The sequence below is a fragment of the Streptomyces sp. RK62 genome, assembly GCF_018070255.1.
GTDB lineage: Bacteria > Actinomycetota > Actinomycetes > Streptomycetales > Streptomycetaceae > Streptomyces > Streptomyces nigra.
Genome location: NZ_JAGPYD010000001.1, coordinates 126414 through 151308 on the forward strand (window position 1 = coordinate 126414; position 24895 = coordinate 151308).

Here is a 24895-nt window from a genome sequence, read left to right on the forward strand (position 1 = left end):
GTGACATGAGCGACGCGTCCGGACCCGAGGCGCACGGCGCCGACTCCGACGTCGTGATCCTCGGCGCGGGCCCCACCGGCCGGCCGGGCGAGCGGGCCACCGTACGGCTGCGGGAGGCCGCTCCGGACGACCCGCCGCGCTACGCCCCCGAGTGGCTGGAGCTGCGCGAGGGCGCGGACGCCGCCGCCCGGGCGCACGACCTGCTCGACCCGCTGCGGATCCGGCTCGCCAATCTGCCGGGCCGCGCCGGCGGACTCGTCATCCACGACCTGGGCTGCGGCACCGGCTCCATGGGCCGCTGGCTCGCCCCCCACCTGGACGGCGCCCAGCACTGGGTCCTGCACGACCGCGACCCCTATCTGCTGCACTTCGCCGCCGTCGCCTCCCCGCGCTCCTCCGCCGACGGCAGCCGCGTCACCGTCGAGACCCGCCGCGGCGACGTCGGCCGGCTCACCCCCGACGCCCTGCACGGCGCCTCCCTGGTGACGGCGTCCGCGCTGCTCGACGTCCTCACCCGCGACGAGATCACCACGCTCGCCGCCGCCTGCGCGGGCGCCGGCTGCACGGCGCTGCTGACCCTGTCCGTCGCCGGCCGCGTCGAACTCACCCCGTCCGACCCGCTGGACGAGGAGATCACCGAGGCGTTCAACGCGCACCAGAAGCGCACCGGACTGCTCGGCCCGGACGCCGCCACGGTGGCTGCCGAGGTCTTCTCCGAGCACGGCGCCACCGTCCAGCTGCACCCGAGCCCCTGGCGGCTCGGCCCCGACGAGGCGGCGCTCACCGCGCAGTGGCTGCGCGGCTGGGTCGGCGCGGCCGTCGAACAGCGGCCCGAACTGCGCGAACGCGCCGACCGCTATCTGCGCGAACGCCTCGCCGCCTGTGCGGCGGGCGAGCTGCGGGTCGTCGTCCACCACACCGACCTGCTGGCTCTCGCCCGGCCGACGGGCGGGGCGTCATGACCGTGGAGACGGTGGCGCGGACGCACACCGGGCGCGAGGGCCTCACCCCGCGCGCCCGGCGCGCGGACCGTACGGGGGAGACCGCGGACGCCCGGGCCGGGGCGAGCACCGCGGACGCCTCCGTCTCCCGAGTGAAGGCCCTCCTGGGGAACCCGAAGGTCCGCACCCATCTGGGCACGGCCGCCGGAGTCCTCATCCTCGCCGTGCTGTTCTGGCGGCTCGGCACCGGCGTGTTCCTCGACGGGCTGCGCCGCATCGACGGGCCCGCCCTGCTCGGGGCGCTCGGCATCGGGCTCGTCACCACCGTGTTCAGCGCCTGGCGCTGGCAGTTGGTGGCGCGCGGGCTGCGGATCAGGCTGCCGTTCGCGGCGGCCGTCGCCGACTACTACCGGGCGCTGTTCCTCAACGCGGCCCTCCCCGGCGGCGTCCTCGGCGACGTCCACCGGGCGGTGCGGCACGGGCAGAGCGCCGGCGACCTCGGACGCGGCGTCCGCGCGGTCGTCCTGGAGCGGGCGGCCGGGCAGGTCGCCCTGGCCGCCGTCGGCGCGGTCGTCCTGCTGACGATGCCGTCGCCGGTGCTCGACCAGGCCCGCGACCTCACCCCGGTCCTGCTGTTCGCGGCGGCCGGGACATTCGCCGTCGTCGCCGCCGTCCGCATGAACCGGGCGCCCTCCCGCCGGGCCGGGGCGAAGCCCTCCGCCCTGCGCACCGCGCTCGCGCAGGCCCGCGAGAGCCTGCTGTCACGCCGCAACGGGCCCGGCGTCGCCGTCTCCTCGGCGGTCGTCCTCGCCGGTCACCTCGCGATGTTCGTGCTCGCCGCGCGGATCGCCGGCTCCGCCGCCTCCGTCGCCACCCTGGTGCCGCTCGCCGTGCTGGCGCTGCTCGCGATGGGACTGCCCCTGAACGTCGGCGGGTTCGGCCCCCGGGAGGGCGTCACCGCCTGGGCGTTCGCCGCCGCGGGACTCGGTGCCGACACCGGTCTCGCGGTCGCCGTCGTGTACGGCGTCCTCAGCTTCGTGGCCGCCCTGCCGGGCGCCCTCGTCCTCGTCGCCCGCTGGTGCACGGGTCTGCGGACCCGGGGCACCGGATCCGCCGAGACCGTGGCGGACCCGGTTGCCAGCGGCTATTTTCGTCCGTCCGTCGTGTCCGCGACGGAGTCGCCCGCGGAGGTCAGCAGTGACACATACGCGCCGAAGGAATCCGCGAGGCTCTCCAGCAGCCGCTTCCCCTTTTCCGCGGAACCCAGCGACGGACGGCCGATGACCCCCGAATCGGTATAGGCGGACATGCCGAGGGTGAGCAGATGACGCCGGTCGTCCGCGACGAAATCGGAAGTCTCATAACCGGGTCGGATCAATTCGGGATGAGCGTGCAGAAGGATGGAGGTCTCGATTTCCCCCGCGTGCATGTCGGTGAGCAGCGAGGTCTCCACACCCGCCCGCTCCAGCGCCGTCTCCCAGTCCTCCGGAGCCGGGAACAGCGCCATCCGCTCACCTCGCGCGGAGGACTCCTGAACGACGTTGCCCAGTACGTAGTTGCCGCCGTGCCCGTTGACCAGCACCAGGGCGTCGACGCCCGAACGGCGGAGCGAATCCGCAATGTCCCGTATCACCGCATGAAGGGTCACCGAAGAGATGCTGACGGTCCCCGGCCAGGCCGCGTGCTCGTGCGAGCACGAGATCGTCACCGGCGGCAGCAGGTGTACGGGGTGCACGGCGGCCACCTCGCGCGCGATCGCGCACGCCACGAGGGTGTCGGTGGCCAGCGGCAGGAATGCGCCGTGCTGTTCGAAGCTCCCGACGGGAAGGACCGCGACCTGTCGTGAGACGCCAGCTCCCCGCGCCCGTACATCTTCGGTGGTGTCCGCCGGCACCAGCGAGTGTGCCGCCGGCCGCGTCTGCGCATCACTCATCTTTTACCGGCCTTTCGTCTCTGCATAGGAACTGAAGAATCATGACAGACAAGATTGGCGTGCTCGGCAAGAAGTCCGGCCAGCGGACGCAGCGTTCCGGAGTCGAACGCGTGGTGAACGCCCCCCTGCCCACCGTTTACGGGCAATTCCGGGCGATCGGTTACATCGACCACGATCGCGGCGACGAACAGGTGGCCCTCGTCCACGGCGAACCCGGCACCGACGGCGTCCTGGTCCGGCTGCACTCCGAGTGCCTGACCGGCGACGCGTTCGGCTCCCAGCACTGCGAGTGCGGCGACCAGCTCGCGGCCGCCCTGCGCGCCGTCGTCGCCGAGGGCAGCGGCATAGTCGTCTATCTGCGGGGCCACGAGGGCCGCGGCATCGGCCTGCTCGCCAAGCTGCGCGCCATGGCCCTGCAGGCGGAGGGCCTGGACACCGTCGAGGCCAATCTCGCGCTCGGACTGCCCGTGGACGCCCGCGACTACGGCGCCGCCGCCGGCATCCTGCGCGACCTGGACGTCCGCAGCGTCCGTCTGATGTCGAACAACCCGCGCAAGCGCGAGGCGCTGGTCGAGCACGGCATCGAGGTGACCGAGCAGGTCCCGCTGCTGATCCAGCCGTGCGAGAGCAACATCACCTATCTGCGCACCAAGCGGGAGCGCATGGACCACCACCTGCCCCACCTGGACGCCGTCGGCCAGCTGACCTGATTGCGGGACGGCCCGCCCGGACAGGAAGAGGGCATGACCGACGACCTCTTCCTGACCGGACCGGCCGGTGACCCGGGCACGCGGACGCGGGCGCGGGCGGAAGGCCCCCGGCCATGACCGCGCACGCGAGCGCCGTCGTCGTCGGGGGCGGTGTGATCGGCACCGGCATCGTCTACCACCTCGCGCGGGCGGGCGTCCCCGACGTCGTCCTGGTCGAGCGGGACGAACTGGCGTCCGGCTCCACCTCCAAGGCGGCCGGCGGGGTGCGCGCCCAGTTCTCCGACGAACTGAACATCCGGCTCGGCGCCCGAAGCCTGGAGGCGTTCGCCCGGTTCGAGCAGGACACGGGGTACGACATCGGGCTGCACCGCGTGGGCTATCTGTTCCTGCTGTCGACGCCCGAGGACGTCACCGCGTTCGAGGCGGCCGTCCGGCTGCAGAACTCCCTCGGCGTACCGAGCCGCATGATCGACCCGGCCGAGGCGCGCGAGCTGTCCCCGCTGATCAGCACCGACGGGCTCCTGGCCGCCGCGTACTCCCCGGACGACGGCCACTGCACCCCCGAGTCCGTCGTCCACGGCTACGCGGCCGCCGCCCGCCGGCACGGCGCCCGCATCCTGCGGCACACCACCGTCACCGGCATCGAACGGCACGGCGACCGCATCACCGGCGTCACCACCAACGCCGGCCGGATCGCCACCGACACCGTGATCTGCGCGGCCGGCGCCTGGTCCCGGTCCGTCGGCGCGATGGCCGGCGTCGACCTCCCCGTGGAGCCGCTGCGCCGCCAGATCGCCGTCACCGCACCCGTCGACGCACTGCCGCCCCGGCTGCCCATGACGATCGACTTCACCACCAGCCTCTACTTCCACACCGAGGGACCCGGACTGCTCCTCGGCATGTCCGACCCCGACGAACGTCCCGGCTTCGACACCAGCACCCACGACCGCTGGATCGCCCGCCTGGCCGACGCCATGCGGCACCGCGCACCGGCCCTGCTCGACCTGCGCCGCACCGGAGGCTGGGCCGGCCTGTACGAGGTCACCCCCGACCACAACGCGCTGATCGGCGAGGCGACTTCCGTGTCCCGGTTCCTGTACGCGACCGGGTTCTCCGGCCACGGCTTCCTCCAGGGCCCGGCCGTCGGCGAGGTCGTCCGGGACCTGTACCTCGGCCGCGTACCCTTCGTGGACGTCAGCCCGTTGAGCGCCGGCCGGTTCGTGGCCGGTGCCCCGCGACCGGAGGCCCATCGCGTATGACCGAGCTGCACCTGTGGCTGCGCCACGAGATCCGATCCACCGAGCGACGCACCCCGATCGTCCCGTCCGACGCGCGGCGCCTCGTCGACAGCGGGGCGACCGTGACCGTGGAGGAGTCCCCGCAGCGGATCCACCCCGTCGAGGAGTACGAGGCGGCCGGCTGCCGGATCGCACCCGCCGGCTCCTGGACGTCCGCGCCCGCCACCGCCGTCGTGACCGGACTGAAGGAACTGCCGCCCGACCCCGCCGAACTCACCCACCGCCACCTCTACTTCGGGCACGCCTACAAGGGGCAGCCCGGAGCCGGGGACCTGCTGCGCCGGTTCGCGGCGGGCGGCGGGGCCCTGCTCGACCTGGAGTACCTGGTGGACGACTCCGGCCGCCGGCTCGCCGCCTTCGGGTTCTGGGCCGGGTACCTCGGGGCCGCGCTCGCCGTGCTCCAGCAGCGCGGCCGGCTCACCGCACCCCTGACCCCGACGGCCAAGGACGAGCTGGACCGCCTGCTCCGGCCAGCCGCGGGGGACGAGGAGTTCACCGCGCTCGTGATCGGCGCCCTCGGCCGCAGCGGACGCGGCGCGCGGCTCGCCCTGCTCACGGCCGGTGTCGAGGCCACCGCGTGGGACGTCGCCGAGACCCGCGATCTGGACCGCCGGGTCCTGCTCGCGCACGACGTCCTGGTGAACGCAGTCCTCGCCACCACATCCGTGCCGCCCTTCCTCCGCCCGCAGGACCTCGATGCCCCGGACCGGCGGCTGCGCACGGTCTGCGACGTCACCGTCGACGTCGGCTCGCCGCTGAACGTGCTGCCGGTCTACGACCGCGTCACCGACTGGACCGCCCCGGTACGCCGGCTGCGCGAGGACCCGCCGCTCGACCTCATCGCCATCGACAACCTGCCATCCCTGCTGCCCCGTGAGTCCAGCGCCGACTTCTCGTCCGCCCTGACACCCCTGCTGCTCGCCTTCGGCACCGACCCGGCGTGGGACCGCTGCCTCGACCGGTTCCACCAGGCCCTGCGTGAACTCGGCCTGGACAAGGAGGAGCCGAAGGATGCCTGACACACGGGTCCCCGCGAGCGGCACCGTCCACTGGGTCGGCGCCGGACTCTCCACCGGCAGCGGGCTCGCCCGTCTGTGCGACACCGCCGCACGGGTACGGCTGTGGCATCGCACCGAGCGGCGGGCCGCCGACGCCCTGGACCGTCTCGGGCTCACCGGCCGGGCCGCACCCCGGGCGTACACCCCCGACGCGCTCACCGCCGAGCTGGCGCCCGGCGACGTCGTCGTGTCGATGCTGCCCACCACCGAGCACGCCGCGCTGCTGGCGGCCTGCGTCCGCGAGGGCGCCCACTTCGCCTGCTCCAGCTATGTCTCCAACGCGGTCCTGGAGCAGGTCCCCGCGGCCGGCGCGGCCGGGCTCACCGTCCTCACCGAGGCCGGACTCGACCCCGGCATCGACCACCTCTTCGCCCACAGCCTGGTCGGCCGGGCCCGCGAGGCCGTCGGCGACGACACACCGGCCGCCTACACCCTCACCTCGTACTGCGGCGGCGTCCCCGCGGTCCCCAACGACTTCCGGTACCGCTTCAGCTGGGCGCCCGCCGGAGTGCTCAACGCGCTGCGCGCCCCCGCCCGGTACATCGAGGACGGCGCCGAGCGGGTCACGGAACGGCCGTGGGAGGCGACCCGGCGGCACGACGTCGACGGCGAGACGTTCGAGGCGTACCCGAACCGCGACAGCGTCCCCTTCATCGGGCAGTACGGGCTGCCCGGGGCCTGGCGCCCGGACACCTTCGTGCGCGGCACCCTGCGCCTGGACGGCTGGCTGGACGCCTGGGCCGGTGTGTTCGCGGAGCTGAGGGCGGGGGACGACGCCCGGATCGCCGCCCTGGCCGGGGAACTGGCGCGGGCCCACCCGACCACGGACGCCGACCGGGACCGGGTCGTCCTCGCCGTCTCCCTCGACGTGCGCGGCGAGAAGGGCGGGTCCTGGTCCAGGAGCTGTCTGCTGGACCTGGTGGGCGACGCGGAGGAGAGCGCGATGGCCCGCTGTGTCTCCCGCCCGCTCGCCCTGGGCGTACGCCACATCCTGGACGGCTCCCTGCCGGCGGGCCTGCACCGGTCCGCCGGGACGGCGGCCCGCTCGCAGGAGTGGCTGCGCGAACTCGCCGCCGACGGAGTGCGGTTCACGCAGCACACGGACACCTGAGGAGCCGTCAGTCCCCGGTGAGGGCCTCGTGCACGAACCGCTTCAGGTCCTGGAAGACCGTGTGCGAGGTCCCGTGCCGCACCTGCGTCATGAACTGCACGGTGAGGTCGTGACGCGGATCGACCCAGAAGGTGGTCGTGGCGACCCCGCTCCAGCCGAAGGCGCCCCGCACGGACGGGTCACGGGTGCGGTCGGGGTCGATCACCACGGACACCCCGAGGCCGAAGCCGACACCGTCGTTGCCGGGCTCGTCATGCGCGGGACGGCTGCCGCAGGACCTCAGATCGGCGCCCCCGGGCAGGTGGTTGGACGTCATCAGTGCGACCGTCCCGGGCTTCAGCAGCCGGCTGCCGTCCAGTTCGCCGCGGCGCCGCAGCATCTCCATGAAGCGGTGCACATCGTGCGCGGAGGCCACCACACCGCCGCTGCCGGACAGGAACCGGGGACGCCCGTGCAGCGGCAGACCGGCGATCGGCTCGATCCCGCCGGACTCGGTGTCGCCGTACAACTCGGCCAGCCGGTCCTCCTGTTCGCCGCTCACGTGGAACCCGGCGTCCGTCATGCCGAGCGGTCCGAACACGCGCTCGCCGAGGAACACGTCGAGCGGCTGCCCGGACACCACCTCGATGATCCGGCCGAGCACGTTGGAGGCCACCGAGTAGTTCCACTGTGTGCCGGGCTCGAACTGGAGCGGCAGGCCCGCGTACACGTCGACCGTGGTGGCCAGGTCCGAGCCGGGCAGCACCGCCGAGTGCAGGCCCGCGTCCCGGTAGAGGGCGTCGACGGGATGCTGGTGGTAGAAGGCGAACGTGAGCCCGGCGGTGTGGGTCAGCAGATGCCGTACCGTCATCGGCCCCTCGGCGGGACGGGTCACCATGTCGGCACCCGATCCGCCGACGTACACACGGGGTTCGGCGAACGCGGGAATGTGCTTGCCCACCGGGTCGTCGAGGGAGAGCCTGCCCTCCTCCACCAGTATCAGGGCGGCGACCGAGGTCATCGGCTTGGTCATGGAGTAGACGCGCCACAGGGTGTCGGCCTCGACCGGCAGACCGGCGGCCACGTCCCGCATCCCGTACGCGGTGAGATGCGCGACGCGTCCGCCGCGGGCGACGGACACCAGGAAGCCGGGCAGCCGCCCCTCGTCGACCCGGTGGGCGAAGTGCTGGTCGAGGCGGTCCAGCGCCTTGACGTCCAGCCCGGCCTCGCCCGGGTCGATCTGTTGTGTCAGCAGTGCCATCGGCTCTCCTTCGCGTGCGTACGACGAGGTGCGCCCCGGTGCCCACCGCGGCGGCCTCCGCTCTCATCGTCGCTCAGGAACCGGCGGACGGTCCTCCGAACGGCGATGATCATTCCGCTCGTCACCGTCCGGACCGGGAAGGAGACGGCCGAGACACGCACCGGCCAGGACCAGGGCGGACAGCACCGCCATCGGTCCGGCCACATCGCCGTCGCTCCCCATGAGCGCGGTCGCGCCGGCGATCCCCAGCACCGGTCCGACGTTCATCGCGGTCTGCTGGAGCCCGCCCGCCACCCCGGCCGACTCGACGGCGGCCTGCCGTACGACACCGTGCGTGGCCGCCGTCATCACCGTCCCGAACCCGGCGCCGATCAGCGCGAACCCCGTGCACAGCGCGGGCGCCGAGGTCACCTGGGACAGGACGAGAATGCCGGCGGCCAGGACACCCATCGCCACCGTCGTCGTACGCCGGGTCCCGGCCCGGCGCAGCAGCAGCGGGCTCGCGAGGGCCGCCGCCACCATCAGCACGGCCAGCGGCAGACTCGTCAGCGCGCTGCGGAACGCGTCCATGCCCAGCGCGCCCTGCAGCAGGAACGTACCGGCGAAGAGCGTGCCCGACAGCGCCGCCGACGCGGCCACGAGCATGCCGAGCGCGGGAGCGGCAGGACCGACGACACGGGTGGGCAGCAGCGGATGCGCGGTCCGGAGTTCGTGGCGGACGAACGCGGCGCCGGTCAGGCAGGCCCCCGTCGCCGACAGCGCCCACCCGGGGGAGGCGATGAGGGCGTGCACCAGACAGGCCAGGGTCACGGCGAGCAGCAGCGCGCCCGGCAGATCGAGCCGGACCGGGTGCGCCACGGGCCGGGCCCGGGCGGAGAGGGCGAGGGCGCCGAGGACGAGCGCGGGGACGACATTGAGGAGGAACGCGGTGCGCCAGCCGGGCCCCGCCACCAACGCACCGCCCACGAGCGGCCCCAGAGCCGCCGCCACACCGATCGAGGCGGTTCGCAGCGCGATCGCGCCGCGCAGCCGGTCCGGGGGATACGAGGCGCGCAGCATCCCGAGCGTCGCCGGTTGCAGCAGCGCGCCGAACACGCCCTGCACGACCCGCAGTCCGATCAGCCAGCCGACGTCCGGCGCCACGGCGATCCCGGCCGAGGCGCCCCCGAAGCCGAGCATGCCGATGCCGAAGAGCCGGTGGTGCCCGTACCGGTCGCCGAGCCGTCCCGCGAACACCAGCAGGGACGCCACGGCGATCAGATAGCCGGTGCTGGTCCACTGGACGGCCGCGAAGGAGGTATCGAGATCGCGGCGCAGGGCGGGCTGCGCGACGGTCAGGACCGTACCGTCGAGCGCGACGATCACGGCGCCGACCACACTGCCGACGAGTGCGAGACGGGGGTTCACCGCTGCACCGGCCCGAGGTGCGCGTCGAGGGCGGCCGCCAACAGGGGCTCGAAGTCCTGCGCGTCGGCGGCAAGTTGAAGGCTGCCCCAACTCCACAGCTGGGCGATGCCGTGCAGGTTCGCCCAGAGGGCGCCGGCGACCAGCCGGGGGTCCGCGTCCGTACGGACCTGCCCGACGAGATCGGCCAGGAGCCCGAATAGGGGCAGGCTGGTGTCCCGCAGCCCCAGCCGCCCGCTCTCCAGCAGATCGTGACGGAACATCAGCTCGTACATGCCGCGGTCGCCCAGCGCGAACTCCAGGTAGACACGGGCCAGCGCGGCGATCCGCGTCCGCGGATCCGCCGTACCGTCACCGGTCACCGCGGCGACCCGGCGGGCCAGTTCGCCGAAGCCACGGCGGGCGATGGCCGACAGCAGATCCAGGTGGGTGGGGAAGTAGCGGCGCGGGGCGCCGTGCGAGACACCGGCCCGCCGGGCGATCTCCCGCAGCGTGAGGGCTTGGGCGCCCTCACGGGCCACGAGTTCCACCCCGACCTCGACCAGCCGCTCCCGCAGCCCTCCGGTGTCCTTCTCCGACACGTCCTTCTCCGACACGTCCTTCTCTGGCACGTCCGTCATAGACACTGTCTACCAGAGATGAGTAGACAGTGTCTACCAAGCTCCTCACGGCGCGGGACCAGGACCTCGGACCCAGGGCCAAGGCCCGATGACCGCGTCGCACCGGCCGCCTAGGCTGCCGGACGTTCCCACCTCACCCCCGGAGGCCCCGTGTCCGTCAGCGGCCGCAGTCACATCCGTATCGCCCGCCCCTCCCGCGATCTCGTGGCGGCCGAGCGATTCTGGGCCGACGGGCTAGGCCTGACGGTCGTGTGGCGGGCGGCCGGTGGGGCGGAACCCGGCGAGCACGACCTGCTGATGCTCGGTTGGCCCGACGCGGACTGGCATCTGGAACTCGTCCACGAACCCGCCCGCCCGGTCGAACCCCGGCCCACCGACGAGGATCTCCTCGTGATCTACCTCGACGGTCCTGTGCCGGACGATCTGGTGGCCCGGCTGGAGGAGTGCGGTGGGCGGCGGGTCGTCTCCCCGAACCCGTACTGGAACGAGTGGGGTGTCACGGTCGAGGACCCGGACGGCTATCGGCTGGTGCTCTGCACCCGGGCCTGGTCCAACGCTTGAACTGGTCCAACGCGTGAGGGGCTACTGGCGGGAGACGGTTCGGGTCACGCCCGCGATGACCGTCGTGGCCAGGATCCAGCCCGTCAGGACCAGGATGTACGCGAGGGCCTGTTGGAGGCCCCGAGGGGCGAACGCCGACTCCTGGCCGAAGGAGATCACCGGCAGCAGCAGGTCCAGCGTGTAGAAGACCGGGTTGAACGGCGGCGCCTCGTCCGCCTTCAGCGCGGGTGGCGCGTCCAGCGCGAAGGCGACCGATCCGATCGCGAGCAGGGACAGCAGCCAGCCCAGCGCCCGCATCGGACGGAACCCGTAGCCGACGGTCGCGTCCTGCACCCGGCCCCACCAACGGCCGTACCAGGGCAGGGTGGTGCGGTGACGGCGCTGCTTGGCGAGCTGGACGAGCCGGGCGGCGTGGTCGTCGCCGGTGCGGCGGTACGCGGCCGTCAACTGCTCGTAGCCGTGCGGGTCGTAGGTGTCCTCGTCCCGCTCCAGCATGGGCAGCCGCCGCTCGGGCGGCTCGTGCGGGGTCAGGGACGTGTAGGTGAGGTCGAGGAGGCGGACCTGCTCCGGCAGCATCTCCGGCGCCAGATCGAGATGGTCGATCTGGGAGCGGCGCAGATTGAGCCGGCCCCGGATCGTCTCGCCGTCGCGCAGCCACACCTCGCCGATGACACAGCTGCTCGCGCGCAGGGCGGTGCCCCCGGGGTTGGACAGCCGGCTGTACAGCAGGTCGAGGCGGCCGGGTATACGGGCGCCGCGCAGATCGATACGGCCGTCCGTGCTCAGCCGCCGGCCGAGGACGTTGGCCCCCACCTCCAGCGCCTCCGCGTTGAGCACGAAGTCGCCGGGACCGCTCAGCCGCGCCTCCTCCAGCCGGAGCGAGCCGCTGATCGTGGCGCCGTTGAGCCGGATCTCGCCCCGGGTGCGCAGCCGGCTCGCGCACAGGTCCTCGCCGACGGTCACCTGGTGGAGTTGGAGGACCGGCCCCGGCCGTGCCCCGTCCGCCGTGATCTCGGCGTCCTCCAGATACAGCGCGCCCGCGATCTGCGCCCCGCCCAGCCGTACGGGACCCCGGAACCGGCAGCCCGTCAGCCGCAGTCCGCCGTCGACCCGGGTCCGCGCGCCGGTCAGCCCGGGCAGGTGCGAGCCGGACAGGTTGAGGTATCTCAACTGGGTGCCGGAGATGTTCAGGACGCCGTCGAAGAAGCAGTCGCTCAGCCGGACGATGTGGTCGACGGTCGCGTACCGCAAATCCGTCCCACCGGTGATCCGGGCGCCCGCCAGCTTCAGCGCCGCCACCTCGCCGCGCTCCTCGGGGCCGTCGAGCAGCAGCGCCTTCAGGACGACGGCGCGTACGGTCCGCTCCGGCCCCCACCCGCCGCCGTCGGCAGGGCTCTCGTCCGCCGTCCGGCGGAAGTCCACGGGCCGACCCTTGGGGAAGGCCTCCCACACGGTGCGCTCGGCCGGTGTCAGCTCGTCGATCTCCATCAGCGGGGACTCTGACGCCGGCCGCCGCCGCTGTCAACTCACGCCCGGACGAAGCACGTTCGGGCCGGGGTGGCTGACGCGCCACCCCGGCCCGAGGAAAGGGTCGAGCCGCTACTTCGACTCGACGGCGTGCCCGCCGAACTGGTTGCGCAGCGCCGCGACCATCTTCATCTGCGGGGAGTCGTCCTGCCGGGACGCGAACCGCGCGAACAGGGACGCCGTGATCGCGGGCAGCGGCACCGCGTTGTCGATGGCGGCCTCCACGGTCCAGCGGCCCTCACCGGAGTCCTGCGCGTAGCCCTTCAGCTTCTGCAGGTGCTCGTCCTCGTCCAGCGCGTTCACCGCGAGGTCCAGCAGCCAGGAACGGATGACGGTGCCCTCCTGCCAGGAGCGGAAGACCTCGCGGACGTTGTCCACCGAGTTCACCTTCTCCAGCAGCTCCCAGCCCTCGGCGTACGCCTGCATCATGGCGTACTCGATGCCGTTGTGGACCATCTTCGAGAAGTGCCCGGCGCCGACCCGGCCCGCGTGCACGAATCCGTACGGCCCCTCCGGCTTGAGCGCCTCGAAGATCGGCCGGAGCCGGTCGACGTGCTCCTTCTCGCCGCCCACCATCAGGGCGTAGCCGTTCTGCAGGCCCCACACGCCGCCGGACACACCGGCGTCGACGAAACCGATGCCGTGCGCGGCGAGCTCCTTGGCGTGCTTCTCGTCGTCCGTCCACCGGGAGTTGCCGCCGTCGACGACCGTGTCGTAGGGCTTGAGCAGGCCCCCCAGCTGGTCGATCACCGTCTGCGTGGCGTGCCCGGCCGGCACCATCACCCACACCGTGCGCGGCGCGTCGAGCCGCTCGACGAGGTCGGCCAGGCTCGCCACGTCGGACAGGTCCGGGTTGGTGTCGTAGCCGACGACGGTGTGGCCGGCGGTGCGCAGACGCTCGCGCATGTTGCCGCCCATCTTGCCGAGACCAACAAGGCCGATCTGCATGTCAGTTCACTTCCTCCTGGACGCCCTGCGCGTCCGACGCGGTCTTGAGTGAGCGGTACGCGGCCACGAGGGCGGCGGTCGACGGGTCGAGGCCGGGGACCTCGGCGCCGTCCGTGAGGGCGGGCTCGACCCGCTTGGCCAGGACCTTGCCGAGCTCCACGCCCCACTGGTCGAAGGAGTCGATGTTCCACACGGCGCCCTGCGTGAACACCTTGTGCTCGTACAGGGCGACCAGCTGGCCGAGGACCGACGGGGTCAGCTCCGGGGCGAGGATCGTGGTCGTGGGGTGGTTGCCCTGGAAGGTGCGGTGCGGGACCTGCTCCTCGGGCACGCCCTCCGCGCGGACCTCGTCCGCCGTCTTGCCGAACGCGAGCGCCTGCCCCTGCGCGAACATGTTGGCCATCAGCAGGTCGTGCTGCGCCTTCAGTTCGTCGCTGAGCTCGGCGACCGGGCGGGCGAAGCCGATCAGGTCGGCCGGGATCAGCCGGGTGCCCTGGTGGATCAGCTGGTAGTAGGCGTGCTGCCCGTTGGTGCCGGGCGTGCCCCACACCACTGGCCCGGTCTCCCAGCCCACGACGTTCCCGTCCCGGTCGACGGACTTGCCGTTGGACTCCATGTCCAGCTGCTGGAGGTACGCCGTGAACTTCGACAGGTAGTGCGAGTACGGCAGCACCGCGTGCGACTCGGCGTGGAAGAAGTTGACGTACCAGATGCCCAGCAGGCCGAGCAGCAGCGGGGCGTTGGACTCGGCGGGCGCGGTGCGGAAGTGCTCGTCGACGGTGTGGAAGCCGTCGAGCATCTCCCGGAACCGGTCCGGGCCGATCGCGATCATGAGGGACAGCCCGATCGCGGAGTCGAACGAGTAGCGGCCGCCGACCCAGTCCCAGAACTCGAACATGTTGTCCGGGTCGATCCCGAAGCCGGTGACCTTCTCGGCGTTCGTCGACAGCGCCACGAAGTGCTTGGCGACGGCCTTCTCTCCCCCACTCTCGGCTTCGCTCGAGCGGGAGGTACCCCCATCCCCGAGCCCGGCGAGCAGCCAGGAGCGGGCCGAGGTGGCGTTGGTGATCGTCTCGATCGTGGTGAACGTCTTCGACGCGACGATGAACAGCGTCTCGGCCGGGTCCAGGTCCCGGATCGCCTCGTGCAGATCCGAGCCGTCGACGTTCGACACGAACCGGAACGTCAACTCCCGTGCGCTGAACGGGCGCAGGGCCTCGTAGGCCATCGCCGGCCCGAGGTCGGAGCCGCCGATGCCGATGTTGACGACGTTGCGGATCAGCTTGCCGGTGTGGCCGGTCCAGGCCCCGGAGCGGACCCGTCCGGCGAAGTCCGCCATCTTGTCGAGGACGGCGTGCACCTTCGGCACGACGTTCTCGCCGTCGACCTCGATCACCGCGTCCCGGGGCGCGCGCAGCGCGGTGTGCAGCACCGCCCGGTCCTCGGTGACGTTGATCCGCTCGCCGCGGAACATGGCGTCCCGCAGCCCGAACACATCGGTGGCGGCGGCCAGTTCGCGCAGCAGGGCGAGCGTCTCGTCGTTCACCAGGTGCTTGGAGTAGTCGATGCGCAGATCGCCGACGCGCAGGACGTACCGCTCCGCGCGCGCCGGGTCCGCGGCGAACAGCTCCCGCAGACTCGGCTGCTGGAAGGCCTCCGCGCGGTGGTCCTCCAGGGCCACCCACTCGGGGCGCCGGGTGAGCCGGGGGGTCTCAGACATGGGAGGGCGTCTCCTTGCCGGCCTCGCCCCGCAGGGCGATGGCGTACATCTCGTCGGCGTCGAGGCGCCGCAGCTCCTCGGCGATGAGTTCGGAGGTGGTGCGGACCTTCAGCGCCAGGGTGCGCGACGGCTGGCCCGGAAGGTGCAGCGTGGCCAGCGGGCCCTCGGGGCGGTCGATGACGATCTCGCCGTTCTCGGTGCCCAGCCGGACGCCCGTGACGACCGGGCCGGCTGTGACGACCCGCTCGGCGGTGACGTGCAGCCGGGCCTCCAGCCAGCGGGCCAGCAGCTCCGCGGCCGGGTTGTCGGCCTCGGCCTCCACGACCGCGGACACGACCGGCACCCGCGCCTGGTCCAGGGCGGCGGCCAGCATGGAACGCCACGGTGTGAGCCGGGTCCACGCCAGGTCCGTGTCGCCGGGCGCGTAGTTGCGGGCGCGGGTCTCCAGGTCGGCCAGCGGGTTCTCGGAGGTGTACAGGTCGGTGATCCGGCGCTGGGCGAGCGCGCCCAGCGGGTCCTTCGACGGGTTCTCCGGCGCGTCCACCGGCCACCACACCACGACCGGGGCGTCCGGCAGCAGCAGCGGCAGTACCACCGAGTCGGCGTGCTCGGACACCTCGCCGTACATCCGCAGGATGACCGTCTCGCCGGTGCCCGCGTCGGCGCCCACCCGGACCTCGGCGTCGAGGTGGGAGCGGGTGCGGTCGCGCGGGGTGCGGGCGTGCCGCTTGATCACGACCAGGGTGCGCGAGGGGTGCTCGTGCGAGGCCTCCTCGGCCGCCTTGATCGAGTCGTAGGCGTTCTCCTCGTCCGTGACGATGACCATCGTCAGGACCATGCCCACCGCCGGGGTGCCGATCGCGCGGCGGCCCTGGACCAGCGCCTTGTTGATCTTGCTTGCCGTGGTGTCGGTCAGGTCGATCTTCATGGCCTGCGCCAGCTCCGTCCGTCTCGTGCGAGCATCTCGTCCGCCTCCTCGGGTCCCCAGCTCCCGGCCGCGTACCGCGCCGGCCTGCCGTGCGTCTCCCAGTACTCCTCGATCGGATCGAGGATCTTCCAGGACTCTTCCACCTCCTGGTGGCGGGGGAACAGGTTGGCGTCCCCGAGGAGGACGTCCAGGATGAGCCGCTCGTACGCCTCCGGCGAGGACTCCGTGAAGGACTCGCCGTACGCGAAGTCCATCGTCACGTCCCGGATCTCCATCGACGTGCCCGGCACCTTGGAACCGAAGCGGACCGTCATGCCCTCGTCCGGCTGTACCCGGATGACGATGGCGTTCTGGCCCAGCTCCTCGGTGGCCGTGGAGTCGAAGGGGGAGTGCGGGGCCCGCTGGAAGACCACCGCGATCTCCGTGACGCGCCGGCCCAGCCGTTTGCCGGTGCGCAGGTAGAACGGCACACCCGCCCAGCGCCGGTTGTCCACGTTCAGCCGGATGGCCGCATAGGTGTCGGTCTTGGAGGCCGGGTCGATGCCCTCCTCCTCGAGGTAGCCGCGCACCTTCACGCCGCCCTGCCAGGCCGCCGCGTACTGGCCGCGCACGGTGTGCCGGCCCAGGTCCTCGGGCAGCTTGACCGCCTTGAGGACCTTCAGCTTCTCGGTGAGCAGCGACGCCGCGTCGAACGCGGCCGGTTCCTCCATCGCGGTGAGCGCCATCAGCTGCAGCAGATGGTTCTGGATGACGTCCCGGGCCGACCCGATGCCGTCGTAGTAGCCCGCGCGGCCGCCGATGCCGATGTCCTCGGCCATCGTGATCTGCACATGGTCGACGTACGAGCGGTTCCAGATCGGTTCGAACATCTGGTTGGCGAAGCGCAGCGCCAGGATGTTCTGGACGGTCTCCTTGCCCAGGTAGTGGTCGATCCGGAAGACCTGCTCCGGATCGAACACGTCGTGCACGATCGCGTTCAGCTCACGCGCGCTCGCGAGATCCCGTCCGAACGGCTTCTCGATGACCGCCCGCCGCCACGACCCCTCCGGGGCGTCCGCCAGACCGTGCCGCTTGAGCTGCTGCACGACCTTCGGGAAGAACTTCGGCGGCACGGACAGGTAGAAGGCGTAGTTCCCGCTGGTCCCGCGGGCCGCGTCCAGTTCGTGGACGGTGTCCCGCAGCTGCTTGAAGGCGGTGTCGTCGTCGAAGTCACCCGGGATGAACCGCATGCCCTCGGCGAGCTGCTGCCAGACCTCCTCACGGAACTCGGTCCGGGCGTGCTCGCGCACCGAGTCGTGCACGACCTGCGCGAAGTCCTGGTCCTCCCAGTCCCGCCGGGCGAACCCGACCAGGGAGAAGCCCGGCGGCAGCAGGCCGCGGTTCGCGAGGTCGTACACGGCCGGCATCAGCTTCTTGCGGGACAGGTCGCCGGTGACCCCGAAGATGACGAGCCCGGACGGGCCCGCGATCCGGGGGAGGCGGCGGTCGCGGGGGTCGCGAAGCGGGTTGTCCCAGTCGGAGGTCATTCTGCGTCAGCTCCCTTGCTGCCGAGCGACTTCTTCACGGCGTCCAACAGGTCCTGCCACGCCACCTCGAACTTGGCGACGCCCTCGTCCTCCAACCGGGTGACGACGTCGTCGTACGAGACCCCGAGGGCCTCCACCGCGGCCAGATCGGCGCGGGCCCGCTCATAGCCGCCGGTCACCGTGTCACCGGTGATCTCGCCATGGTCGGCGGTGGCGTCGAGCGTGGCCTCGGGCATCGTGTTCACGGTGCCCGGCGCGACCAGCTGGTCCACGTACAGGGTGTCCCTGTACGAGGGATCCTTAACGCCCGTGGACGCCCACAGCGGGCGCTGCCGGTTCGCCCCGGCGGCCTCGAGGGCCGTCCAGCGCTCCGAGGCGAACACCTGCTCGTACGCCTCGTAGGCGAGCCGCGCGTTCGCGAGCGCCGCCCGGCCCTTGAGCGCCAGGGCCTCGTCGGTGCCGATCTCCGTGAGCCGGCGGTCGATGTCGGCGTCGACGCGGGAGACGAAGAACGACGCCACCGAGTGGACGACGGACAGGTCCAGGCCCTTCGCGGCCGCCTTCTCCAGACCGGCCAGGTAGGCGTCCATGACCTCGCGGTAGCGCTCCAGCGAGAAGATCAGCGTGACGTTGACGCTGATGCCCGCCGCGACGACCTCGGTGATGGCGGGCAGCCCCGCCTTCGTCGCCGGAATCTTGATCATCACGTTCGGGCGGTCGACGAGCCAGGCCAGCTGACGGGCCTCGGCGACCGTGGCCGCCGTCTGGTGCGCGAGACGCGGGTCGACCTCGATGGAGACCCGGCCGTCCCGGCCGCCGGTGGCGTCGTACACGGGCCGCAGGACGTCCGCGGCGGCCCGTACGTCGGCCGTCGTCATCATCCGTACGGCCTCGTCGACCGTGACGCCCCGCACCGCGAGGTCGGCCAGCTGCTCCTCATAGCCCTCGCCGGAGCCGATGGCGGCCTGGAAGATGGACGGGTTGGTGGTGACGCCCACGACGTGCTTCTCCGCGACGAGCGCGGCGAGGTTGCCGGACTCGATGCGGCGGCGCGACAGGTCGTCCAGCCAGATGGAGACGCCCTCGTCGGACAGGCGCTTGAGGTTACCGGCGGCGGTTGCTTCGGTGGTCACTGCGATCATCTTCTTTCTGCGTGCGGATCAACCGCGGGCGGCGGCGAGGGATTCCCGGGCGGCGGCGGCCACGCGCTCGGGGGTGAAGCCGTACTCGGCGAACAGGGTCGTGGCGTCGGCGGAGGCGCCGAAGTGCTCCAGGGAGACGATGCGGCCGGCGTCCCCGACGAACCGGTACCAGGTCAGGCCGATCCCGGCCTCGACGGCGACCCGGGCCCGCACGGCCGGCGGCAGCACGCTGTCGCGGTACTCGCGCGGCTGCTGCTCGAACCACTCCACGGACGGCATCGACACCACCCGCGTGCCGACCCCCTCCGCCTCCAGCAACTCGCGCGCGGCGACGGCCAGCTGCACCTCGGAGCCGGTGGCGACGAGGACGACCTCGGGGGTCCCGGTGGAGGCATCCCGCAGGACGTAACCGCCCTTCGCGGCATCGGCGTCGGGGGCGTACGTGGGCACCCCCTGGCGGGTCAGCGCCAGGCCGTGCGGGGCAGGGTCGGTGGAATGGCGGCGCAGGATCTCCGCCCACACGATCGAGGTCTCGTTGGCGTCGGCGGGCCGGACCACGTTCAGACCGGGGATGGCACGCAGCGCGGCCAGGTGCTCGACCGGCTGGTGCGTCGGGCCGTCCTCGCCGAGGCCGATGGAGTCGTGCGTCCACACGTACGTCACCGGCAGCTGCATCAGCGCGGACATGCGCACGGCGTTGCGCATGTAGTCGGAGAACACCAGGAACGTGCCGCCGTAGACACGGGTGTTGCCGTGCAGCGCGATGCCGTTCATCTCCGCGGCCATCGAGAACTCGCGGATGCCGAAGTGGACGGTACGGCCGTACGGGTCGGCCTCCGGCAGCGGGTTGCCCACCGGCAGGAACGAACTCGTCTTGTCGATGGTCGTGTTGTTGGAGCCGGCCAGGTCGGCCGAGCCGCCCCACAGCTCCGGCAGGACCGGGCCGAGCGCCTGCAGCACCTTGCCGGACGCGGCACGCGTGGCGACCGCCTTGCCCTCCTCGAACACCGGCAGCGCGTCCTCCCAGCCCTCGGGCAGCCGGCCCGCGACGATCCGGTCGAACAGCCGCGCGCGCTCCGGCGCCGCGGTCCGCCACGCGTCGAGCTCCTTGTCCCAGGCGGCGTGCGCCTCGGCGCCCCGGTCCAGGGCCCGGCGGGTGTGCGCGAGGACGTCGTCGGCCACCTCGAAGGACTGCTCCGGGTCGAAGCCGAGGACGCGCTTGGTGGCGGCGATCTCCTCGGCGCCGAGCGCGGAGCCGTGCGAGGCCTCCGTGTTCTGGGCGTTGGGGGCGGGCCAGGCGATGATCGTGCGCATCGCGATGATCGAGGGGCGGCCCGTCTCGGCCTGCGCCGCCTTCAGGGCCCCGTACAGGGCGGCCACGTCGATGTCGCCGTTCTCGGCCGGCGTGATGCGCTGCACGTGCCAGCCGTACGCCTCGTAGCGCTTGAGGACGTCCTCGGAGAAGGCGGTCGCGGTGTCGCCCTCGATGGAGATGTGGTTGTCGTCGTACAGGAAGACCAGGTTGCCGAGCCGCTGGTGGCCGGCGAGGGACGACGCCTCGGCGGACACGCCCTCCTGGAGGTCGCCGTCGGAGACGATCGCCCAGATCATGTGGTCGAACGGGGACTCGCCCTCGGGTGCCTCCGGGTCGAACAGGCCGCGCTCGTAGCGGGCGGCCATGGCCATCCCGACGGCGTTGGCGACGCCCTGACCGAGCGGGCCGGTCGTCGTCTCGACGCCCGCCGTGTGCCCGTACTCGGGGTGACCCGGGGTCTTCGCCCCGTGCGTACGGAACGACTTGAGGTCGTCGAGGCTCAGCTCGTACCCGGCGAGGAAGAGCTGGGTGTAGAGGGTCAGCGAGGTGTGCCCGGGGGACAGCACGAAGCGGTCCCGGCCGGTCCACTCCGGGTCGGCGGGGTCATGGCGCATCACCTTCTGAAAGAGCGTGTACGCGGCCGGGGCGAGGCTCATCGCCGTGCCCGGGTGCCCGTTGCCGACCTTCTGCACGGCGTCCGCCGCCAGCAGCCGCGCCGTGTCGACGGCACGCCGGTCGAGTTCGGTCCATTCGAAGCTGTCCGGTGTCTGCGTGCTCATCTTCAACAAGTCCTCGATCGCGGTGGAGTAGCTGGTCCAACGCGTTCAAAACTAAAAGTCTGACTTTTCGCTGGGAAGGTCGGCGTGTGTCACGCTGTGGTGAAAGTGGGACACCGCGCGGGCCGCGGCGCACGGCTGAGCGGACGCCCCGCACGACTGAGACGGCATGAGACGGACATGGTGGACACAACAGCCGAAGGCGGGCCAGGCGCCGGGAGAGCCGGCGTGGGTGGGGCGGTGGGCTCGGTCCGCGCCGGGGACACGATCCGCACCTTCCCCTTCCCGGTGGATCTGAGCGTGCTCGGCGTCGGCATCCAGGTCGGCCCGATGGGCGAGGGTCGCACCTGGCACGCCGACGCGCCCCTGGGCCGGGTGCACCGCATCGACTTCCACGTCGTGATGCTCTTCGACGAGGGACCCGTCCGGCACATGGTCGACTTCACCGAGCACGAGGCGCACGCCGGCGACCTGCTGTGGATCCGCCCCGGCCAGGTCCACCGGTTCGCAGTGAACGCCGACTACCGCGGCACCGTCCTGGCGATGCAGCCCGGCTTCCTGCCCCGCGCCACCGTCGAGGCCACCGGCCTCTACCGCTACGACCTGCCACCCCTGCTGCGCCCCGACGAGGCCCAGCTCGCCGCCCTGCGCGCGGCCCTCGTCCAGCTCCGCCGCGAGTACGAGGACTCCACGACCCTGCCGCTCAGCCTGCACACCGCCGTCCTGCGCCACTCCCTGACGGCGCTCCTGCTGCGCCTCTCCCACCTCGCCGTGAGCTCGGCGGCCACGCCCCGGCAGGGCGACACCACGTTCACGCTCTTCCGGGACGCCGTGGAACGCGGCTTCGCCACCAACCACAGCGTCAGCGCCTACGCCGACCAGCTCGGCTACTCCCGCCGCACCCTCGTCCGCGCGGTCCGCGCCGCAACCGGCCAGACCCCGAAGGGCTTCATCGACCGGCGCGTGGTCCTGGAGGCCAAACGGCTCCTGGCCCACACGGACATGCCGATCGGCCGGATCGGCGCGGCCGTCGGCTTCTCGGACGCGGCGAACTTCTCCAAGTACTTCCAGCAGCACACGGACACGACACCGGCGGCGTTCCGGGCGGAGCTCCGCTGACGGACGCCTGGCTGTGGAGCTCGTCGTGGGTCATCCGGCACCGGACCGGCGCGCCGGGTTGACGGGAACGCCGCCCGCGTCTACGAGTCCTGCATGACCGACCCTCAAGCACCCACACCCGGACCGGCCTCCCACCCCACCGTGAGCCTCCTGGAACGCCTCGCCGAGAAACTGGGCGGCCGGGCCACTGTCACCGCCGTCTACGGCGAACCCGTCACCGCCGAAGGCGTCACCGTCGTCCCCGTCGCCCGGGTCGCCTTCGGCCTCGGCGGTGGCACCGGACATTCGGTGGAGGGCACGAAGACGAACGACGGCGGAGGCGGCGGGGGAGGGGTGGAGGCCCGCCCCCTCGGCTACATCGAGATCCGCGACGGCGTCAGCACCTACAAACCGATCCGCGACCCCTGGGCCATGGCCGCACCCGTCGCCGGAGGCCTGCTACTAGGCGCCGCCCTTCCCAAACTGCTCAGGGCACTACGCCGCCACCGCTGAACGCACAGCCGCCCCGCGAGGCCGGACGGGACCTCGCGGGGCGGCACCAACGCACCTACTAATGCCCGAAGTTGAACCAGTTGACGTTGACGAAGTCGGCGGGCTGTCCGCTGGTGAAGGTGAGATACACGTCGTGCGTACCGGTCACCGCGCCGATGTTCGCGGGGATCGTCCGCCACGACTGCCACCCGCCGGTGCCGCCCACCGCGAAACTGCCGACGGGCGCGTTCGTACGGCTGTCCAGGCGCACCTCGACCAGACCGCTGACCCCGCTCGCCGCACCGCTCGCCACCCGCGCGACGAACTGCCGTGCCGCCGACGACCCGAAGTTGACGCCTCGGTAGAGCGCCCAGTCCCCGTTGGCGAGGGCCCCGATGTTCTGCCCGCCGCCCGTGTCCGACGTCGACTCGGTGTAGACACCGCTCTGCCCGTCGAACGACTCGGCCTGGATGGCGCTGTAGGCGTCACGGTTGCCCGTCGGCGGCGGCGTCGTACCGCCCCCGCCGGACGTCAGCACCTGGACGTAGTCGACGACCATGGAGTGCCCCGGCTGTGTCCCGCCGTCCGGGCCCCCGCCGAAGGCGTCCGGGAAGCCGCCGCCCATGGCCACGTTGAGGATGATGAAGTACCCGTGGTTCGTGGCGTTGGCCCACGTCGTCGCGTCGACCTGGTTGGCGCGCACGGTGTGGAAGTTGACGCCGTCCAGGTAGAAGCGGATCTCCTCGACGCTCGTCGAGCGGTCCCACTCCAGCCGGTAGGTGTGGAAGCCCGCCTGGCAGGTCGTGCCGGAACAGGTCGTGTTGCCGCCGATCCCGCTGTTCTCGTTGCACGGGCCGCCCGGCGCGGTGCCGCAGTGCATGGTGGCGAACACCGTGTTCATGCCCTGGGTGTTCTCCATGATGTCCAGCTCGCCGACGCCGGGCCAGTTCCAGTAGTTGCCCCGGTAGGGCGCGCCCAGCATCCAGAACGCCGGCCAGTAGCCCTTGGCGGCGGCCCCCGTCACATTCGGCACCTGGATCCGGGCCTCGACGCGGAGCTTGCCGCCCGACGGGGGCTGGAAGTCGGTGCGGTTGGTCTCGATCCGCCCCGAGGTCCAGCGCCCGGCCCCGTCCCGGCGCGGTGTGATGCGCAGATTGCCGTTGCCGTCGAGCGAGACGTTGTCGGTGCTGCTCGTCATCGTCTCGATCTCGCCGGTGCCCCAGTTGGCGGGGCCGCCGGGGTAGCCCGTGCCGGTGTCGTAGCGCCAGTTCGAGGTGTTCACACCGGAGCCGGCGGGGCCGGTGAAGTCGTCGAGGAAGACCTGGGTCCAGCCCGACGGGGGCGTGGGCGCGGAGGCGCTGGCGGACGGGACGACGACACCGGCGGCGGCCGCCGCCAGACCGAGGGTGCCGAGCACGGCCACGACCGCCCGCCGGACGGAGCGGCGTCTTGGGGGCATACCGGAGAGTTCGCTCATGGGGGTGCCTCTCGGGTGGGGAGTGAGGAGTGGGGAGTGGAGAGGTGGCGTGGGGGGTGGCTCAATCCCACCTTGAGAGCGCTCTCAGGGTGAGGGTGAGGTCAATGTGCTCCCCGGAGTGCGGGCCGTCAAGAGATGAAGCAGGTAAATCCCAGACGCCACACCCAAGTTCACCGTGTGAAGCGTGACGCGGACTCGGCGGCGCCGTACGTGCTCCGCCCGGGTGCCGGACGACCCTACGGCTCCGGCCGCCACCCGAGCCCCCGGGAGATCCCTCGCGCCGCCAGCCGTACGGCGGGAGCCAGCACCGGGACCTGCGCGTCGGCGTACGGCACGACGACCGACACGGCGGCGACCACGGCACCGGCGGGATCACGGACCGGGGCGGCCACGGACAGGGCGTCCTCGGTGACCTGACGACTGCTCACCGCCACCCCGGTCCGGCGCACCTCGGCCAACATACGGCGCAGCCGCGCCGGTTCGGTGACGGTGTACGGCGTGAACGAGGCGAGCGGCCCGGCACAGTACGCCTCCTGGTCCTCCGCCCCGCCGTGCGCGAGCAGCGCGAGCCCGACGCCGGTGGCGTGCAACGGCCACCGCGCGCCGACCCGGATGTGCACCCCGACCGCCGAACGCCCCGACAGCCACTCGATGTAGACGACCTCGCCTCCGTCCCGCACCGCCAACTGCACGTTCTCGTGCGTCGCTTCGTACAGGTCCTCCAGGTACGGCAACGCGATCTGCCGCAACGCCGGCCCGCGCGGCGCGAGCGCCGCGAGCTCCCACAGCCGCAGCCCGACGTGATACAGCCCCCGCTCGTCCCGCTCCAACGCCCCCCACTCCGCGAGAGCGCCCACCAGCCGATGCGCGGTACTCAGACTCAGCCCGGCCCGCCGAGCGATGTCCGTGAGACTCAGCGCCGGATGCTCCAGATCGAACGCCCCGAGCACGGAGAGAAGACGGGCGGGGGCGGAACGGGGGGTGTCGGGCGTGATGATGAAGGGCTCCCTGGTCGAGGTCCCGGGCGGGTGGAGTCCGGGCGCGCGACCGGCACGGAGCGGGCCGTGGGA

Annotated in this window: 21 protein-coding genes and 1 pseudogene; 9 read left to right on the forward strand and 13 right to left on the reverse strand. The window is 72.3% G+C overall.

Annotated elements, in window-relative coordinates; genetic code table 11:
* Window positions 1–5 precede the first annotated feature (5 nt).
* Together KBY32_RS00465 and KBY32_RS35190 are read left to right on the forward strand one after the other, a co-directional pair.
* Complete coding sequence (locus KBY32_RS00465) at window positions 6–962, forward strand: SAM-dependent methyltransferase (RefSeq protein ID WP_374224876.1); 957 nt, start codon at window positions 6–8, stop codon at window positions 960–962.
* The gene (locus KBY32_RS35190; protein WP_247688864.1) at window positions 959–2242 is read left to right on the forward strand and encodes a lysylphosphatidylglycerol synthase transmembrane domain-containing protein; all 1284 of its coding nucleotides are present in this window, start codon (window positions 959–961) and stop codon (window positions 2240–2242) included. The genes KBY32_RS00465 and KBY32_RS35190 overlap by 4 nt, the downstream gene beginning before the upstream one ends.
* Here the strand turns inward: KBY32_RS35190 and KBY32_RS00470 are convergent.
* Window positions 2125–2874: pseudogene (locus KBY32_RS00470) on the reverse strand (creatininase family protein); the annotation flags it as partial. The gene KBY32_RS35190 and the pseudogene KBY32_RS00470 sit on opposite strands and share 118 nt — an antisense overlap.
* Before the next feature lie 41 nt (window positions 2875–2915).
* On the opposite strand from KBY32_RS00470, the gene ribA reads away from it, so the two are divergent.
* From ribA to KBY32_RS00490, 4 genes are all read left to right on the forward strand, one after another.
* Window positions 2916–3584: a GTP cyclohydrolase II gene (ribA, locus tag KBY32_RS00475; protein WP_115505694.1), complete on the forward strand. Its 669-nt coding sequence runs from the start codon at window positions 2916–2918 to the stop codon at window positions 3582–3584.
* Between the two features lie 113 nt (window positions 3585–3697).
* Entirely contained in the window at window positions 3698–4843 is a 1146-nt protein-coding gene (locus KBY32_RS00480; protein ID WP_210978392.1) for an FAD-binding oxidoreductase, read from the forward strand.
* Window positions 4840–5901 carry a saccharopine dehydrogenase gene (locus tag KBY32_RS00485; protein WP_210978393.1) on the forward strand — a complete coding sequence of 354 codons (1062 nt, stop codon included), beginning with the start codon at window positions 4840–4842 and terminating at the stop codon, window positions 5899–5901. The genes KBY32_RS00480 and KBY32_RS00485 overlap by 4 nt, the downstream gene beginning before the upstream one ends.
* On the forward strand, window positions 5894–7051 hold the full coding sequence (locus tag KBY32_RS00490) for a saccharopine dehydrogenase family protein (protein ID WP_210978394.1): 1158 nt from the start codon (window positions 5894–5896) through the stop codon (window positions 7049–7051). Before KBY32_RS00485 ends, KBY32_RS00490 begins: the two co-directional genes overlap by 8 nt.
* Before the next feature lie 7 nt (window positions 7052–7058).
* Here the strand turns inward: KBY32_RS00490 and KBY32_RS00495 are convergent, their stop codons facing one another.
* The 3 genes from KBY32_RS00495 to KBY32_RS00505 form a co-directional block, all read right to left on the reverse strand.
* Window positions 7059–8291: a serine hydrolase gene (locus tag KBY32_RS00495; protein ID WP_210978395.1), complete on the reverse strand. Its 1233-nt coding sequence runs from the start codon at window positions 8289–8291 to the stop codon at window positions 7059–7061.
* Between the two features lie 63 nt (window positions 8292–8354).
* Window positions 8355–9698, reverse strand: coding sequence for an MFS transporter (locus tag KBY32_RS00500; protein ID WP_210978396.1), 1344 nt, complete (start codon window positions 9696–9698; stop codon window positions 8355–8357).
* A complete protein-coding gene (locus KBY32_RS00505) occupies window positions 9695–10315 on the reverse strand; it encodes a TetR/AcrR family transcriptional regulator (RefSeq protein ID WP_247688865.1) in 621 nt (206 codons plus the stop codon). Before KBY32_RS00505 ends, KBY32_RS00500 begins: the two co-directional genes overlap by 4 nt.
* Window positions 10316–10465: 150 nt before the next feature.
* On the opposite strand from KBY32_RS00505, the gene KBY32_RS00510 reads away from it, so the two are divergent.
* The gene (locus KBY32_RS00510; RefSeq protein ID WP_210978397.1) at window positions 10466–10876 is read left to right on the forward strand and encodes a VOC family protein; all 411 of its coding nucleotides are present in this window, start codon (window positions 10466–10468) and stop codon (window positions 10874–10876) included.
* 21 nt (window positions 10877–10897) lie between these two features.
* Here KBY32_RS00510 and KBY32_RS00515 read toward each other — a convergent pair whose 3' ends face one another.
* The 7 genes from KBY32_RS00515 to tkt form a co-directional block, all read right to left on the reverse strand.
* Window positions 10898–12364, reverse strand: coding sequence for a membrane-associated oxidoreductase (locus tag KBY32_RS00515; RefSeq protein WP_210978398.1), 1467 nt, complete (start codon window positions 12362–12364; stop codon window positions 10898–10900).
* A 111-nt stretch (window positions 12365–12475) separates the two neighbouring features.
* Window positions 12476–13351 (reverse strand): phosphogluconate dehydrogenase (NAD(+)-dependent, decarboxylating), encoded by an 876-nt coding sequence (gene gnd / locus KBY32_RS00520; RefSeq protein WP_055619255.1) that lies wholly within the window; start codon window positions 13349–13351, stop codon window positions 12476–12478.
* Between the two features lies 1 nt (window position 13352).
* Complete coding sequence (gene pgi / locus KBY32_RS00525; RefSeq protein WP_210978399.1) at window positions 13353–15071, reverse strand: glucose-6-phosphate isomerase; 1719 nt, start codon at window positions 15069–15071, stop codon at window positions 13353–13355.
* A complete protein-coding gene (gene opcA / locus KBY32_RS00530; protein ID WP_210978400.1) occupies window positions 15064–15999 on the reverse strand; it encodes a glucose-6-phosphate dehydrogenase assembly protein OpcA in 936 nt (311 codons plus the stop codon). The genes pgi and opcA overlap by 8 nt, the downstream gene beginning before the upstream one ends.
* Window positions 15996–17525, reverse strand: coding sequence for a glucose-6-phosphate dehydrogenase (gene zwf, locus KBY32_RS00535; RefSeq protein ID WP_055619252.1), 1530 nt, complete (start codon window positions 17523–17525; stop codon window positions 15996–15998). The genes opcA and zwf overlap by 4 nt, the downstream gene beginning before the upstream one ends.
* Window positions 17522–18667 carry a transaldolase gene (gene tal, locus KBY32_RS00540; protein ID WP_055619251.1) on the reverse strand — a complete coding sequence of 382 codons (1146 nt, stop codon included), beginning with the start codon at window positions 18665–18667 and terminating at the stop codon, window positions 17522–17524. The genes zwf and tal overlap by 4 nt, the downstream gene beginning before the upstream one ends.
* Window positions 18668–18685: 18 nt before the next feature.
* The gene (gene tkt / locus KBY32_RS00545) at window positions 18686–20761 is read right to left on the reverse strand and encodes a transketolase (RefSeq protein WP_210978401.1); all 2076 of its coding nucleotides are present in this window, start codon (window positions 20759–20761) and stop codon (window positions 18686–18688) included.
* A 177-nt stretch (window positions 20762–20938) separates the two neighbouring features.
* Here tkt and KBY32_RS00550 point away from each other — a divergent pair, with 177 nt between their 5' ends.
* Together KBY32_RS00550 and KBY32_RS00555 are read left to right on the forward strand one after the other, a co-directional pair.
* Window positions 20939–21877, forward strand: a complete 939-nt coding sequence (locus tag KBY32_RS00550; RefSeq protein ID WP_210978402.1) for an AraC family transcriptional regulator — start codon at window positions 20939–20941, stop codon at window positions 21875–21877.
* A 93-nt stretch (window positions 21878–21970) separates the two neighbouring features.
* Window positions 21971–22369 (forward strand): GerW family sporulation protein, encoded by a 399-nt coding sequence (locus KBY32_RS00555; RefSeq protein ID WP_210978403.1) that lies wholly within the window; start codon window positions 21971–21973, stop codon window positions 22367–22369.
* Window positions 22370–22427: 58 nt separating this feature from the next.
* Here the strand turns inward: KBY32_RS00555 and KBY32_RS00560 are convergent, their stop codons facing one another.
* Window positions 22428–23825: a glycoside hydrolase family 16 protein gene (locus KBY32_RS00560; protein WP_210978404.1), complete on the reverse strand. Its 1398-nt coding sequence runs from the start codon at window positions 23823–23825 to the stop codon at window positions 22428–22430.
* 236 nt (window positions 23826–24061) lie between these two features.
* Window positions 24062–24823 carry an IclR family transcriptional regulator gene (locus KBY32_RS00565; protein WP_210978854.1) on the reverse strand — a complete coding sequence of 254 codons (762 nt, stop codon included), beginning with the start codon at window positions 24821–24823 and terminating at the stop codon, window positions 24062–24064.
* Window positions 24824–24895: the final 72 nt, after the last annotated feature.